This window comes from Streptomyces sp. NPDC020875 (assembly GCF_040641415.1).
In the GTDB taxonomy this organism is placed as follows: Bacteria; Actinomycetota; Actinomycetes; order Streptomycetales; family Streptomycetaceae; genus Streptomyces.
In genome coordinates, this window is record NZ_JBFADP010000045.1 from 59,499 (window position 1) to 73,006 (window position 13,508).

Genomic DNA, 13,508 nt, shown 5'->3' on the forward strand with positions numbered 1-13,508 from the left:
GTGCCGCGTCGTCGGGAGCGGACCGGGGCCGAACGGGATGCCGTCACGGTGGAGATCGGGTACGCCCTGGTCAGCGCGGCCTTCGCGGCGGCGGTGGTGTTCGGCGCGATCGCCGGTCCCGGCTGGGTCTTCCCGGTGTCGCCGGGGGTCGCCGACGGGCTGGTGGTCGTGGGCCGGGCCGCCGCCGTGGTGGTCTTCGCGGTCCGGGTGGCGACGGTGCTGTGGCGGTTCGGCCGGCGCCCGCGCGGCGGGGGCGGGCCGGGCGGCGGTCAGCCCAGCCAGCCGGGGCGGACCAGTCCGGACTCGTAGGCGAGCACCACGAGCTGGGCCCGGTCCCGGGCGCCGAGTTTCACCATCGTCCGGCTGACATGGGTCTTGGCCGTCAGGGGGCTGACGACCAGTCGGCGGGCGATCTCCTCGTTGGAGAGGCCGAGCCCGACCAGGGCCATCACCTCCCGCTCCCGTTCGGTGAGCGGGGCGAGCCTGCCGCCGTCCGCCGGGGCCTTGGAGCGGGCGGCGAACTCGGCGATCAGCCGCCGGGTCACCCCCGGCGAGAGCAGCGCGTCCCCGGCGACCACGGCATGCACCGCGCGCAGCAGTTCATCGGGTTCGGTGTCCTTGACCAGGAAGCCGGAGGCGCCGGAGCGGATCGCCTCGAAGACGTACTCGTCGAGTTCGAAGGTGGTCAAGATGACGACCCTGACGTCGGCGAGCCGGGGGTCGGCGGTGATCCGGCGGGTGGCGGCCAGACCGTCCAGCCGGGGCATCCGGATATCCATCAGGACGACGTCCGGCCGGACTTCGGCGACCAGGCGGACGGCCTCGTCGCCGTCGGCGGCCTCCCCCGCGACCTCGATGTCGTCCTGGGCGTCGAGGAGGGCCCGGAACCCCGCGCGGACCAGGAGCTGGTCGTCGGCGAGCACCACCCGGACCGGCGCCCCGCGCGCCGCGCCGGAGTACGCCGCCACCGGGTCCGGTGCGGAAGGCCCGGCCGGCCGGCCGGTGCCGTCCCGGGGCCCGGGGGGCGGGGTCGCGGCGCTCACGGGGTCTCCTTCGGTCGCAGGGGCAGATCCGCGCGGACCGCGAATCCGCCGCCGGGGCGGGGCCCGGCCTCGATCGTGCCACCGAGCCCGGCGGCCCGCTCCCGCATCCCGGCCAGCCCGTTGCCGCTGCCGCCCGCGTCGGAGCCGGTGGCCGGGCCCTCGTCGGTGATCCGCAGGGTCAGGCCGACGGGCCCGTAGGAGATCCGGACCACGGCGGTACGCGATCCCGAGTGGCGCACCACATTCGTCAGCGCCTCCTGGACGATCCGGAACGCGGCGAGATCGGTCCCCGGCGGCAGGGCGACCGGGGTGCCCGTCGTTCCGACGTCGACGGCGAGTCCGGCGCTCCCGGCCTGCTCGACCAGTTCGGGAAGCCGGTCGAGTCCGGGCGCGGGCGCGCGGGGCGCGTCACCGGGCGCCCGCAGGCTGTCGAGTACCTGACGGACCTCGCCGAGCGCCTCCTTGCTCGCCGCCTTGATCGTGGTCAGGGCGGTACGGGCCTGGCCCGGGTCGCGGTCGATGAGGGCGAGGCCGACTCCGGCCTGGACATGGATCACGGAGAGGGAGTGCGCGAGGACGTCGTGCAGCTCCCGGGCGATCAGCAGCCGCTCCTCGTCGCGGCGGCGCCGGGCGGCGGCGGCGCGTTCGGCGGCGGCCCTGGCCCATTCGGCGCGCCGGACCCGGAGGAGTTCGGAGCCCGCGAGTACGGCGGCGATCCAGGCGGCCACCACCAGCTCCTGCCCCCAGGGCGCGGGGCCGTCGCCGGTCGGCGGCAGATGGGCGTAGAGCCAGTGGGCGATGAGGACATGGCCGGTCCAGAAGACGCCCGCCGCCCACCAGGCGGCGTACCGGTGTCCGGCGGCGCTCACCGAGAAGACCGCGACGGCCAGCGGCAGCAGAACGGGGCCGTAGGGGTAGCCGAGGCCGAGATAGAGCAGGGTGAGTCCGGTGACGGCGGCCAGGGCGGGGACCGGCCACCGGGTGCGGAGCAGCAGGGCCGCCGGGATCAGCGGCAGCAGCGCCCAGCCGAGGGCGTCCAGCGGCTCACGGCCCGCGGCGCCGTGGCTGCGGGCGGCGAAGCCCGTACCGACGACGGCGCATACGGTGACGAGGAGGGTCGAGGGCCAGGGCAGCCGGGCGGCGCGACGGCGCTCCCGGAACCGGGCCCACGGGGGTCCGCCGTCCCCGGCCGCCGGGGGACCGGCGCAGACGGGGGCGGCGTCGTGGTCCATACCGGGAACGCTAGTGCGCGCGGAGGCGGCGCGCGTCACCCCGGTGTGGTGATCACCTCTACTCCCCGGGGAGTACGGCCGCCGGAGAGTCCGGCCCGGGGCCGGACGGCGGCGGGCGCGGGCCGGGCCGCTCCGGGTCAGGGCAGGGGCGGCAGACCGACCTCGTACGCCAGCCGGGCGACGGCCCGGCCGAAGAACGCGTCACGGTCCTCGACGATCCGGTTGAACTGTCCGAAGAGTTCGAAGGAGAGCAGTCCGAAGAGTTCGGCCCAGGCCGCGACCATGGCGATCACGGTCGCGGGCGGCAGATCGGGGGCGAGGGCTGCGGCGAGCCGGTCGGCCTCGGCGGTCGGGGCCGGGTCGAGCGGCGGCGGGGTGAGCGGGGCGGTGGCCCGGGCCTCGCGGACCATGGTGATCAGGGCCAGGCCGACCCGGGCGGCCGGTTGGATCGTGTCCCCGGGGGCGGCGTAGCCGGGTACGGGCGAGCCGTAGATCAGGGCGTATTCGTGCGGGTGGGCCAGGGCCCAGGCGCGGACCGCCGTACAGACGGCGGTCCAGCGGACGACCGGGGGAGTTTCGGGCGCGGTCCGGGCGAGGGCGTCCTCGGCGGCGGCGCCGATCGCGTCGTAGGCGTCGACGATGAGCGCCGTGAGCAGTTCGTCGCGGCTGGGGAAGTAGCGGTAGAGGGCGGAGGAGACCATGCCCAGTTCGCGGGCGACCGCCCGGAGCGAGAGTCCGGCCGCGCCCTCGGTGGCGACCCGGCGGCGGGCCGCGTCCTTGATGGCGGCGGTGACTTCGGCTCGGGCCCGTTCGCGGGCGCCGCGGATGGTGGTCATGGTCCGCAGTCTCCCACGGTTCGGAGCACCGGCCAATTTCGAGAGCAGTGCTCTTGCTTTTCTTCGGCACGGCTCGCACACTGGAGTCGAAGAGAGCACTGCTCTCGAATACGAACACCGCTCTCGGCCGGGTTGTGACGACCAGGACCGATCACCGACACAGGAGCAACGGATGTCACAGCACTCCGGTACCGCCGCCACCGGCACCCACTACCTCCGCCCCGGCCGGTTCGACAGCGCCTTCGGCCGGCTGGTGGGCTGGCTCGCCCGGCGCGGTGTGAGCCTGCTGGGGTCGGCCGAACTGTCGGTGATCGGGCGCTCCAGCGGCGAATGGCGGAGCATCCCGGTCAATCCGCTGACCTACGGGGGCGAGACGTTCCTGGTCTCCGCCCGGGGCCACTCCCAGTGGGTGCGGAACATGCGGGCGGCGGGCGGCGGCAGGCTGACCCTGGGCCGCTCGGTCCGGAACTTCACCGCCGTCGAGCTGGCCGCGGCGGAGAAGCCCGCGGTGCTCCGGGCCTACCTGGAGCGCTGGGGCTGGGAGGTCGGCCGGTTCTTCGGCGAGGTGACGGCGGAGTCGTCGGACGAGGAGCTGCGCGCGGCGGCTGACCGGCATCCGGTCTTCCGGCTCACCGTCGAGCGATGAGCCGTACGAACGCGAGCGCCGGGGAACCGGCCACGTACCGAAACCGCCGCGGCCGGACCCGTACGACCGTTGGAAGCCCGGGCGGCGACACGCGTCAGCCCGGGCCCGCGAACCCGGCCCGGGCTGATCGGACAATAACGGTCACGCGGTCGCCGACGGCTCCTTCTCGTCGCCGCCCGGCGTGCCGTCGCCGTCGCCGTCGGCCCCGACAGGGCGTCCGGCGGGCTCGCCCATCCGGCGGTCCAGCGCCTCCAGGGCCCGGCGGGCGACCCCGCTGCCCCGGACCAGGCTCGCCAGGGTCGCCGAACCGCGGGTGATCTCGGTGAAGGCCCGCCACGCGGGGCGCAGCCCGGTGAGCGCGGCGTGGATCAGCCCGGGGCGGCGCTTGAAGACGGCGAGCATCCGGCGGCCGACGGCCATCTCGACCCCGAGCCCGGCCTTCACGGCGAAGGCGTAGTTCAGCGCCTGGCGCCGGGCGTCCACGGCGTCGTGGGCCTCGGCGATCCGGACCGCCCACTCCCCCGCGAGCCGTCCGGACCGCAGGGCGAAGGAGATCCCTTCCCGGGTCCACGGCTCCAGCAGTCCGGCCGCGTCACCGCAGACCAGGACCCGGCCCCGGGAGAGCGGGGAGTCGTCGCTGCGGCAGCGGGTGAGATGCCCGGAGGAGATCGACGGCTCGAAGCCGGCCAGCCCGAGCCGGGCGATGAAGTCCTCCAGATAGCGCTTGGTCGCGGCGCCCTCGCCGCGGGCCGAGATCACGCCGACGGTGAGTATCCGTCCCTTCGGGAACACCCAGCCGTAACTGCCGGGGATCGGACCCCAGTCGATCAGCACCCGCCCGGCCCAGTCCTCCGCCACCGACTCCGGGACCGGGATCTCGGCCTCCAGACCGAGGTCGACCTGGTCGAGCTTGACGCCGACATGGGCCCCGATCCGGCTGGCGCTGCCGTCGGCGCCCACCACCGCGTGGCCCAGGATCGTTTCGCCGTCGGAGGTGACCACCGCCACGGTCCGCCGGTCGGGGACGGCCGCGCCGTGCTGCTCCACCCGGGAGACGGTGACACCGGTCCGCAGGACGGCGCCCGCCTTCTCGGCGTGCTCGACCAGCATGGCGTCGAACTCCGGCCGGTTGATCAGCCCGAAGAGCATCCGCTTCGACTTGCGGGTCCTGGTCAGCCGCCCGTTGAGGGAGAAGGTCACGGCATGCACCCGGTCCCGCAGCGGCAGTTCGAAGCCAGGCGGCAGACTGTCTCTGGACGGTCCGATGATGCCGCCGCCACAGGTCTTGTAGCGGGGCAGTTCCGCCTTCTCCAGCAGCAGGACCCGGCGGCCCGCGACCGCGGCGGCGTAGGCGGCGGACGCTCCGGCCGGCCCAGCGCCGACCACGATCACATCCCACACCGGGCCGCTGTGCCCCTGTGCTTCCGATCCTGCCCCGGTGACACCGTTCTCGCTGCTCACGATGTGGTTCTGCTCCCGATCCGACGTGTGCTCGCTGCTGCCGTACGGCATCCTACGGCGCGGTCGTCCCGTCACGCTGTGGCAGGATCGATCGCGCGTTCGCCGTACACCAACCCTCAACGTCGCATCCACGAGGAGCGTGCCCATGTCCGACCATTCGATCGCCGAGACCGTAGCGGAGCTGATGCCCCGGGCCCGGACCGAACTGGCCGAGCTGGTCGCCTTCGCCTCCGTCGCGGACCCGGCCCAGTTCCCCCGGAGCGAGTGCGAGGCCGCCGCGCGCTGGTGCGCGGACACCCTGCGCGCCGAGGGCTTCGAGGACGTGTCGGTCTTCGGGACACCGGACGGCACGGAGTCGGTGTACGGATATCTGCCGGGCCCGCAGGGCGCGCCGACGGTGCTGCTCTACGCGCACTACGACGTCCAGCCGCCGCTGGACCCGGACGGCTGGGACTCGCCGCCGTTCGAGCTGACCGACCGGGACGGCCGCTGGTACGGGCGGGGCGCCGCCGACTGCAAGGGCGGCTTCATCATGCATCTGCTCGCGCTGCGGGCCCTGAAGGCGAACGGCGGGGTGCCGGTCGGGGTGAAGGTGATCCTGGAGGGCTCCGAGGAGCAGGGCACCGGCGGTCTGGAGCGGTACGCCGAGGCGCACCCGGACCTGCTGACGGCGGACACCGTGGTGATCGGCGACACCGGCAACTTCCGGACCGGGCTGCCGACGGTGACGGCGACGCTGCGCGGGATGACCGTGGTCCGGGTCCGGATGGACACCCTGGCGGGCAATCTGCACTCGGGGCAGTTCGGCGGGGCCGCGCCGGACGCGCTGGCCGCGCTCATCCGGGTGCTGGACTCGCTGCGGGCCGAGGACGGCTCGACCACCGTCGACGGGCTGACGGCGGATCAGGAGTGGGAGGGCCTGGCGTATCCGGAGGACGCCTTCCGGGAGGACGCCAAGGTCCTGGACGGGGTCGGTCTGATCGGCTCCGGCGCGGTGGCCGACCGGGTGTGGGCCAGGCCCGCCGTCACGGTCCTCGGTATCGACTGCCCGCCGGTGGTGGGCGCGACCCCGTCGGTCCAGGCGAGCGCGCGGGCCGCGGTCAGTCTGCGGGTACCGCCCGGGCAGGACGCGGTGGCGGCGACGAAGCTGCTGACGGCTCATCTGGAGAAGCACACGCCGTGGGGCGCCCGGGTCTCGGTGGAGCACGTCGGGCTGGGACAGCCGTTCCTCGCCGACACCGGCAGCCCGGCCTATACGGCGATGGCGGACGCGATGCGAGTGGCCTACCCCGGCCAGGAGATGCAGGTCTCGGGCGAGGGCGGCTCGATCCCCCTCTGCGGCACCCTCGCGGGGCTCTACCCGGAGGCGGAGTTCCTGCTGATCGGGTTGAGCGAGCCCGCGGCGCAGATCCACGCCGTGAACGAGTCGGTCTCGCCGGAGGAGCTGGAGCGGATGTCGGTGGCGGAGGCCCTGTTCCTGCGGAACTACGCGGCGTCGAAGGGTGTGCCGGCCGCCTGAGCGGTCCACCGGGCGCCCGAAGGCGCCCGGTCCTTCCACCAAGCACCCGGCCTTTCCGCCGGGCGCCCGGCGGCCCGTCTCCGTGAGCCGCCGGGCGAGTCGGCGCCGGGCTCCGGGCGGGGCCGGCCGCCGTACACCCGCGGTGTACGGCCCCGGGCGGTCCGCCCCGGGCCCGCGGCCGGTCAGCCGCCCTCGGACATCGACGCCCTCACCCGGGGGTGGGACTGGTACTGGGCGCTCCCGTGGTACTCGGCGCTGACGCCGCCCTCGATCGCCCGGCCCCACTTGATGACCTGAAGGTAGTTGTTGCCGCTGTCGAGTTCGGCCTCGCCGCGGTCGTTGGTGCGGGCCGTACCCGCGAATGTGTCGCCGTCGCCCGCGTAGAACTCGATGTCCTCGCCCTCGATCGCCTCCCCGTCGGGGATGCTGGTGAGGAACGCGGTGACCTTGGCCTTCGCGCCGACAACCTGCCCGTTGACGTTTCTGACCCGCAACTTCACCTTCGTCTTGGCCATGCCGGTACTCCTTCGTTTTCAACAGGGGGAACGGTGGACGCGACGGCGCCACCGGATGCCCCCACCGTGGCACGGCGGAACCCGGCCGTCCGCGCGTACGCACCGGGCCCGCCCGGCCAACCACCCGAGTGCCGTACGGCGTTGCCCGATCGGCGCAGGGGCGGCGGCCAGCGGTCGCACCGGCCGCCGGGCGCACCGACGATGGACGCACCATCCCGGGCAGTACGCCCGCGCCGCCGTCGGCCCGGGTCCGGGGCGGTCCGTGCTCGGTACGGCCCCGCCCGGGTCCGGCCGAGGAGAAGGAGACCACCCCCATGGCCCAAGGCACCCGAAGCCCCCGCGCCCGTACGCGGTTCGTCCGCCGTACCGCCGTCGTCGTACCCGCGTTCTCCGCCCTCGCCCTGGCGCTGGCGCCGCCCGCCGGGGCTGCCGCCGGTCCGGGAGGTGACGGCGGCTCGGATCCGGGGGCGATGCCGAAGGCCGGGGCCTTCGCCGGGGACCGGGCGCTGAAGTCGGTTTCGGAGGTGACCCGGCTCTGTGGTCTGCGGGACCGGCACACCTGCTCGTTCCGGCTGGACCCGAAGCGCGCCCGGGAGTACACCAGCGCCGTGTACTCGGTCGCCAACGGCGCCATCAACTGCACCAATGAGCCGATGACCGTGAAGCGGACCGTGACGCTGGAGTCGAGCAGTACGGACAACATCGGCGGGGAGGTCTCCGGCAGCGGGACCGTCGAGGGGGAGGTGGCTACCGACAACGAGGTCAGCGGCTCCGGCACGGGTACGGTCCAGGCCCAGCAGACGCACGAGGAGAGCGACAAGGCGAGCGAGACCAAAGAGGGCACCGGGAAGATCAGCACCACCAACCACACGGCGCCCAAGGACAAGGGGCCCAATCAGGAGACGACCGTCGAGGGCGAGGCCAAGACGAGCGTCACCGCCGAACACACCACCACCAACACGGACCAGATGACCGAGACGGGCAGTACCACCGTGGCGTCCCGGAGCAATATCCATCTGGCGCTGAAGGGGGCCTTCACCGCCGCCTTCAAGGGGACCTGGAACCGTACGTGGAGTATGACCAACACGGAGACGACCGAGGTCACCTTCACCATCAAGGCCAATGACGAGTTGCAGTTCGGGGCGTTGAACGCGATGACCCGTACCGTCGGCGATTTGGTCGTGGACGGTACGGACAAGCTGGTACGGAACGTGGCCGTGGACGGGCCGTCGACGGTGAACTCCAGCACGGTGGTGGCGCAGACCTTCACCAACCCGGACAAGTGCCAGTCGCTGCGGCCCTCGGGGGCGCAGGCACGCCAGCCCGACGACGAGCCCGGAACGAACCGGGCGGCGGTGCCCCGCACCACACCGAGGGTGCTGACCGGGAGTTACGTCCTGGCGCCCGACCGGAGCACATGGCGCCGGACCGGCTGAGGGCGGAGGCCGGAGCAGTGGGGGCGGGCGGGGCGGTGAAGCGACGTATCGTTTCTCCGCCCCTGCCCGTCCCACCCCGCCCGTCCGGTGTCAGCGCCGGGCCGTACCCGACTCCGCGTCGGTGGGGCGCAGTTGCCGTGACCGGGTGGCGCGTTCCGTCGTGGGCGCATCCACCGGTACGAGTCCGGCCACCGGCCCGCCGGAGCGCAGGGTCGGGGCGCCGATCGTCTCGTCCGGGGTGCGCGCGTTGTCACGCGCGTCGGCGCAACGACTCAGCTCCACCTTGCTCATCGGCCCGGTGCGCTGGTAGAAGCGGTCGCCGAACGATCCCGACGGAACGTCCACGGTGAGATCGAGCCGGAGATCGGGGTTCTTCACCAGGGTGCCGGTGATCCGCTCCCGGGCGGGCTGGACCTCGATCCAGCTGACCTCACCGGGCTGGACGGTGACCTCCAGGGTGCGGTCCTCCTTGCGGTCCCAGGCGAGGGGGTTGGTGGTGGCCATCTCCAGCGGATTGCCGTCGGCGCGGGTGAAGCCGCCCTCGATCTGGGCGGCGATCTGCGGCAGGCTCTCCTTGAGGATCTCCCGCTTCGGGGTGAGCGGCTTCTGCTCCGCCTTCACGAAGTACTGGGTGATGTTGTCGTAGGAGTACTCCTCCCACCGCACCGACCGCTGGTCCGTGACGGCGTTCCGGGTGCAGTTGATATACGCCTGCCCCACCATCCGCGGCCGGTCGTAGTAGCGGAACGAGTACCGGTCGTCCTTCTCGAACCGGCAGGCACCGGCGCTGTTGCAGGCCGTGACGACATCCTTCGGCGGGACCGGTTCATGGAGCTTGTACGCCTCCGGCATCGGCAGCCGGGGCTTCTTGTCCGTGTACGGGACGGGGGCCGGTTCCTGGACGGCGCGGAACCGGGTGACCAGCGGACCGCATTTGGACGCCTTGTCGGGCTGCTTGGAGGCCAGGGTGATCCTCGGGTTGTTCTCCCCCGCCGTGAAGGTGTACGAACGCCCCGACTGCCAGGCCGGTCTGCCCTTCTCCGGGGTGCCCTTGGTGGTGAAGGAGACGGGCGCGCCGCCGGTCGTCCCCGGGGCCGTGACCTCGTACGTCTGCCCCTCGGTCAGTTCGTTGGGCTTGCAGTCGCCATGGGTGCTGGGGCTGTCGTCCCAGGTGACCGTCGCCTTGGCGCCCTTCTGGACCCGCCAGAGCCGGGTGGTGAGGGTGCCGGGTCCGTTCTGGTTCAGGGACGCCGCCTGGAGCTTCTCCGGGTGACCGGCGAGCGCCGCGGGGAAGTGCAGGGTCTGCACGGCCGTCCACCGGTCGGGGGGCTTCGTCGCGGGCGAGGTACCGGTCACCGCGGGATCGGCGAGATCCGGGTTCTCGACGGGCACGGCGACCTCCTCCGCCGCGTGGGCCGGAAGGGGCGGGGCGGTCAGCGCGAGCGCGCCGCCGAGCAGGACCGTCGTACAGCGTCGCGTACGGCGTCGTGACACGGATGGTCTCCTTGGCTGGTACGGGCCCCGGCGTCCGGGGCGGAGGAAGGGGCGGGGCCAGCGGGCCGCTCGGGGCGGCCGGATCGGGGAGTCAGCAGGCCCACCACTCGGACGGGGGGACGATCACCTGGCTGTCGGTGAGCCGGTCCCGCATCCCGGAGGAGGAGTGGCACAGCTCCTGCCGTCCGCTCTCCGCCGACTGCTGCCGCTCGACACCATGGAACTCGTCCCGCGCCTGGGCATGGGCGTCCTGGTCCTGCTGCCAGTTCTCCCGGGCCGCGCCCGTGATGGGTACGGCGCAGTCGTGGAAGCTCTCCACCTGGCACTTGTCGTTCGCCGCCTGGTTCTGGGAGACCCCCGAGCAGGACGTACTCGCCGGAATGCCGTTGATCGACTCGCAGGGATCCGAACCCGGCGGCGGGGCCGGGACCGGGTTCTTGGCCGGCGGCACGGCGGGGGCCGACGGCTTTCCGGGCGCCGGGGGCTGGGGCTTCGGCATCGGAGCGGTCGGGGCGTCGTCGGCGCGGGCGGCGGCAGCGGCGTACGGTACGGACTCCCCCGGCGGTGTCACCGTGGCGGCGGACGGCGGGCCGAATCCGAGAATCACCAGGCCCGTCACGGCGACGATCACCCCCGGGACGGCCGTGCGGACAGACGGGGCACGCATGGGTCTCCTCTCGTCGGGCGGTGGCGGGCCGGAGCGCGCGGCCACCGTCCGACAGGCTCGGACAGCCCGTCCGGTCCCGCCGTCCGACCGCCGGTGATCTTGGGCCATTGGCGGAACAACTGCCTTCGGATGGGCGCACGGCCGGGGGAACGGCGGACGGCCATCGGCGCGACCGGGCCGACGGGCCGTCAGAGCCCGGGCGGTACAAGCCGGTCGGAGCCCTGTCCACGGCCTGCCGGTTCCGGCCCGGTTCCCCCCTTCCCGCAGATCGGGGCGGCGTGCCGGTTCGAGTCCGGCTCCGGTACCGCCGTACGGCGGTACCGGGCGGTTCAGCGTCGGGCGAAGATCGCCGTCGGCGTACTTACGGGACGCGGCGGCCCGGCCGTACTTAGGTTCGGGGCATGGACATCATCGACGTACGGCCCCGGCTCCACATGTTCAGGTTCCGGATCGGCCAGGCGTATCTCTGGCGCGACGACGACGGACTGACCCTGATCGACTCCGGTGACGCCGACGCGGCGGGCGCGATCGAGGAGGGGATCAGGACCACCGGCGAGGACCCCGCCCGGCTCCGCCGGATCGTGCTGACCCACTGCCATCGCGACCACATCGGCGCCGCCGGTGAGCTGGCGGACCGCTACGGCGCCGAGATCGTGGCGCACCGGCTGGACGCCCCGGTGATCCGGGGCGAGGCGCCCGTCCCCGACCCGGTACTGCTCGACTGGGAGCGGCCCCTGTGGGAGCACGGCCTCACCGTGCCGGAAGCCCCGCCGACCAGGGTCGACCGCGAGGTGACCGACGGCGACGCGCTGGGCTTCGGCGACGGGGCCGTGGTGGTGCACGCGCCGGGGCACACGGACGGTTCCATAGGCGTCCATCTGCCCCGGCACGGCGTCCTGTTCACCGGGGACGCGGTCGCCGCCGTCGACCGGGTGATCCTCGGAGTGTTCAACACGGACCGGGCGCGGGCCAAGGCGTCCATGGCCCGGTTCGCCGGCCTCGCTCCGACGACGGTCTGTTTCGGCCACGGGGATCCGGTGACCAGGAATACGGCGGCGGTACTGAAGGCCGCGGCCGAAGAGGCCGCGGCGGCCGGCTAAATACAGTCCTGGGCGGTTCGCACCCCGGGACACGAGTGGGGCACGCTCCATTGCAGAAACGTTTACTCAATAGAGCGTCGGATGACTCGGGCGACCGTCAGCCGACCGGTACGCCCGACTCCAGATTGAGGACGACGCCCCGTTCCCGGGCCCGCAGCGCCCAGCGCAGTCGCTCGTACCGCTGGGGCGGCAGCAGTCCGGCCGCCTCACGCTCGCCGACGAACCGCCAGGCGCGCAGCTCCCGTCCGGGCAGCCGGACCCGGTCGGCGTCGGCCCGGTCGAGCCGGCCGCCGTCGAAGAGCAGCCGCAGCCCGCCGTGGCCGGGCGGTCTCGGCGGCTCCCAGTCCACCACCAGCAGCCGGGGCACCCGGCCGAGGGCGATGCCCAGTTCCTCGGTGACCTCGCGCATCCCCCCGCGCGCGGGTGCCTCGCCCGACTCGACCACACCGCCCGGGAACTCCCAGCCGGGCTTGTAGGTGGGGTCCACCAGCAGGACCCGGTCCGCGTCGTCGAAGAGGAGCACCCCCGCGGCGACGGTCTCGGCGGCGGGCCGCGGGGTCTGCACGATCTCGCAGACCCCCGCCTCCCCGGTCCGTACCGCCTCGGCGATCCGGTGCGCGGTCCCGCGCGGGTCGAGCGTGCCGTTGTCGACCACGAAGGAGTCGTCGCGCAGCCACTCCAGGGCCGCGCGATACGGCTCGACCCGGTCATGCGCCCAACGGCGGCGCCGGTCCCGGTCGGCGGGGACGGCTCCCCCGTCCGCGCCCGCCGGGCGCGCGGCGCCGGAACCGTGGTCGCCGCAGCGACCGGCACCGGCGTCGGCTGACTCGGCCCGCGCCTCGATCCGGGCGCGCAGGATCGTTTCGTCCGGCTCCAGCAGCACCTGGCACACCGGAATGCGCCGGGCGGCCAGACCGCCGAAGATCTCGTCCCGGTACTCCTGGCGCAGCAGGGTCATCGGCACCACCAGCACCCCGCCCAGCTCGGCCAGTATGGCGGCGGCCGTGTCCACCACGAGCTGCCGCCAGATGGGCAGATCCTGGTAGTCCGTCACCTCGTCGAGGGCCTTCGGCGGCAGCAGCAGCCGGAGTCCGTCGCCGATCAGTTCGGGGTCGTACAGTGTGCTGTTCGGGATCAGCTCGACCAGTTCGCCCGCGGTGGTCGTCTTTCCGGCTCCGAACGCGCCGTTCAGCCAGACGATCACGTTTCCCCCTCTTCCATAGCCCACAATGGATTGCCCGCAACGCCCCACCGCGTAACCCGCCGGAACCATCCGTGGCCGTCACCGGTCGAAAGGTGTCCGCCGGGCGCCCGGGTCCCGGGCCGGGCGTCCGCGAAGGCATTGGAGCCGTGCCACTTTACGGAAGAGATCGGTGGACGTCCCGGGCCCTACCACGCCCCGGGGGGGGCGGGGCGGGGCGGCCACCGATCCCCCACGGGTGCTCCGCCGGTCGGGCCCCCCGCGGGCGGGCGGCCCGAACGGACGAGCACACGTCTGAACACCAGACACACAAGTAGACATCGCGTATGCCGTCTTCAGGTTGAAAAGATCGGGCTGG

At 73.5% G+C, this 13,508-nt stretch carries 13 protein-coding genes; 5 read left to right on the plus strand and 8 right to left on the minus strand.

What is annotated here, in order from left to right; translation table 11 throughout:
- Entirely contained in the window at nucleotides 1–309 is a 309-nt protein-coding gene (locus AB0G74_RS24615) for a DUF6332 family protein (protein WP_361149996.1), read from the plus strand.
- Here the strand turns inward: AB0G74_RS24615 and AB0G74_RS24620 are convergent.
- The 3 genes from AB0G74_RS24620 to AB0G74_RS24630 form a co-directional block, all read right to left on the minus strand.
- Entirely contained in the window at nucleotides 270–968 is a 699-nt protein-coding gene (locus AB0G74_RS24620; RefSeq protein ID WP_361150034.1) for a response regulator transcription factor, read from the minus strand. The two genes, AB0G74_RS24615 and AB0G74_RS24620, sit on opposite strands and share 40 nt — an antisense overlap.
- A gap of 71 nt (nucleotides 969–1,039) precedes the next feature.
- Nucleotides 1,040–2,275, minus strand: coding sequence for a sensor histidine kinase (locus AB0G74_RS24625; protein ID WP_361149999.1), 1,236 nt, complete (start codon nucleotides 2,273–2,275; stop codon nucleotides 1,040–1,042).
- Nucleotides 2,276–2,412: 137 nt separating this feature from the next.
- Nucleotides 2,413–3,111 (minus strand): TetR/AcrR family transcriptional regulator, encoded by a 699-nt coding sequence (locus tag AB0G74_RS24630; protein ID WP_361150002.1) that lies wholly within the window; start codon nucleotides 3,109–3,111, stop codon nucleotides 2,413–2,415.
- Between the two features lie 172 nt (nucleotides 3,112–3,283).
- On the opposite strand from AB0G74_RS24630, the gene AB0G74_RS24635 reads away from it, so the two are divergent.
- Nucleotides 3,284–3,757, plus strand: a complete 474-nt coding sequence (locus AB0G74_RS24635) for a nitroreductase/quinone reductase family protein (RefSeq protein ID WP_361150005.1) — start codon at nucleotides 3,284–3,286, stop codon at nucleotides 3,755–3,757.
- Nucleotides 3,758–3,898: 141 nt separating this feature from the next.
- Here AB0G74_RS24635 and AB0G74_RS24640 read toward each other — a convergent pair whose 3' ends face one another.
- Nucleotides 3,899–5,218: a geranylgeranyl reductase family protein gene (locus AB0G74_RS24640; RefSeq protein WP_361150007.1), complete on the minus strand. Its 1,320-nt coding sequence runs from the start codon at nucleotides 5,216–5,218 to the stop codon at nucleotides 3,899–3,901.
- A gap of 145 nt (nucleotides 5,219–5,363) precedes the next feature.
- Between AB0G74_RS24640 and AB0G74_RS24645 the strand changes: the two genes are divergently transcribed.
- Nucleotides 5,364–6,737: a dipeptidase gene (locus AB0G74_RS24645; protein ID WP_361150009.1), complete on the plus strand. Its 1,374-nt coding sequence runs from the start codon at nucleotides 5,364–5,366 to the stop codon at nucleotides 6,735–6,737.
- A 182-nt stretch (nucleotides 6,738–6,919) separates the two neighbouring features.
- Here the strand turns inward: AB0G74_RS24645 and AB0G74_RS24650 are convergent, their stop codons facing one another.
- Nucleotides 6,920–7,252 carry a hypothetical protein gene (locus tag AB0G74_RS24650; RefSeq protein ID WP_361150011.1) on the minus strand — a complete coding sequence of 111 codons (333 nt, stop codon included), beginning with the start codon at nucleotides 7,250–7,252 and terminating at the stop codon, nucleotides 6,920–6,922.
- 314 nt (nucleotides 7,253–7,566) lie between these two features.
- Between AB0G74_RS24650 and AB0G74_RS24655 the strand changes: the two genes are divergently transcribed.
- Nucleotides 7,567–8,688 carry a hypothetical protein gene (locus tag AB0G74_RS24655; RefSeq protein WP_361150013.1) on the plus strand — a complete coding sequence of 374 codons (1,122 nt, stop codon included), beginning with the start codon at nucleotides 7,567–7,569 and terminating at the stop codon, nucleotides 8,686–8,688.
- Between the two features lie 90 nt (nucleotides 8,689–8,778).
- Here the strand turns inward: AB0G74_RS24655 and AB0G74_RS24660 are convergent, their stop codons facing one another.
- A complete protein-coding gene (locus AB0G74_RS24660) occupies nucleotides 8,779–10,182 on the minus strand; it encodes a hypothetical protein (RefSeq protein ID WP_361150016.1) in 1,404 nt (467 codons plus the stop codon).
- Nucleotides 10,183–10,273: 91 nt separating this feature from the next.
- A complete protein-coding gene (locus AB0G74_RS24665) occupies nucleotides 10,274–10,849 on the minus strand; it encodes a hypothetical protein (RefSeq protein ID WP_361150018.1) in 576 nt (191 codons plus the stop codon).
- Nucleotides 10,850–11,250: 401 nt separating this feature from the next.
- On the opposite strand from AB0G74_RS24665, the gene AB0G74_RS24670 reads away from it, so the two are divergent.
- The gene (locus AB0G74_RS24670; protein WP_361150021.1) at nucleotides 11,251–11,949 is read left to right on the plus strand and encodes an MBL fold metallo-hydrolase; all 699 of its coding nucleotides are present in this window, start codon (nucleotides 11,251–11,253) and stop codon (nucleotides 11,947–11,949) included.
- Nucleotides 11,950–12,046: 97 nt separating this feature from the next.
- On the opposite strand, the gene AB0G74_RS24675 is transcribed toward AB0G74_RS24670, so the two are convergent.
- Nucleotides 12,047–13,153, minus strand: a complete 1,107-nt coding sequence (locus AB0G74_RS24675; RefSeq protein WP_361150023.1) for an NUDIX domain-containing protein — start codon at nucleotides 13,151–13,153, stop codon at nucleotides 12,047–12,049.
- Nucleotides 13,154–13,508: the final 355 nt, after the last annotated feature.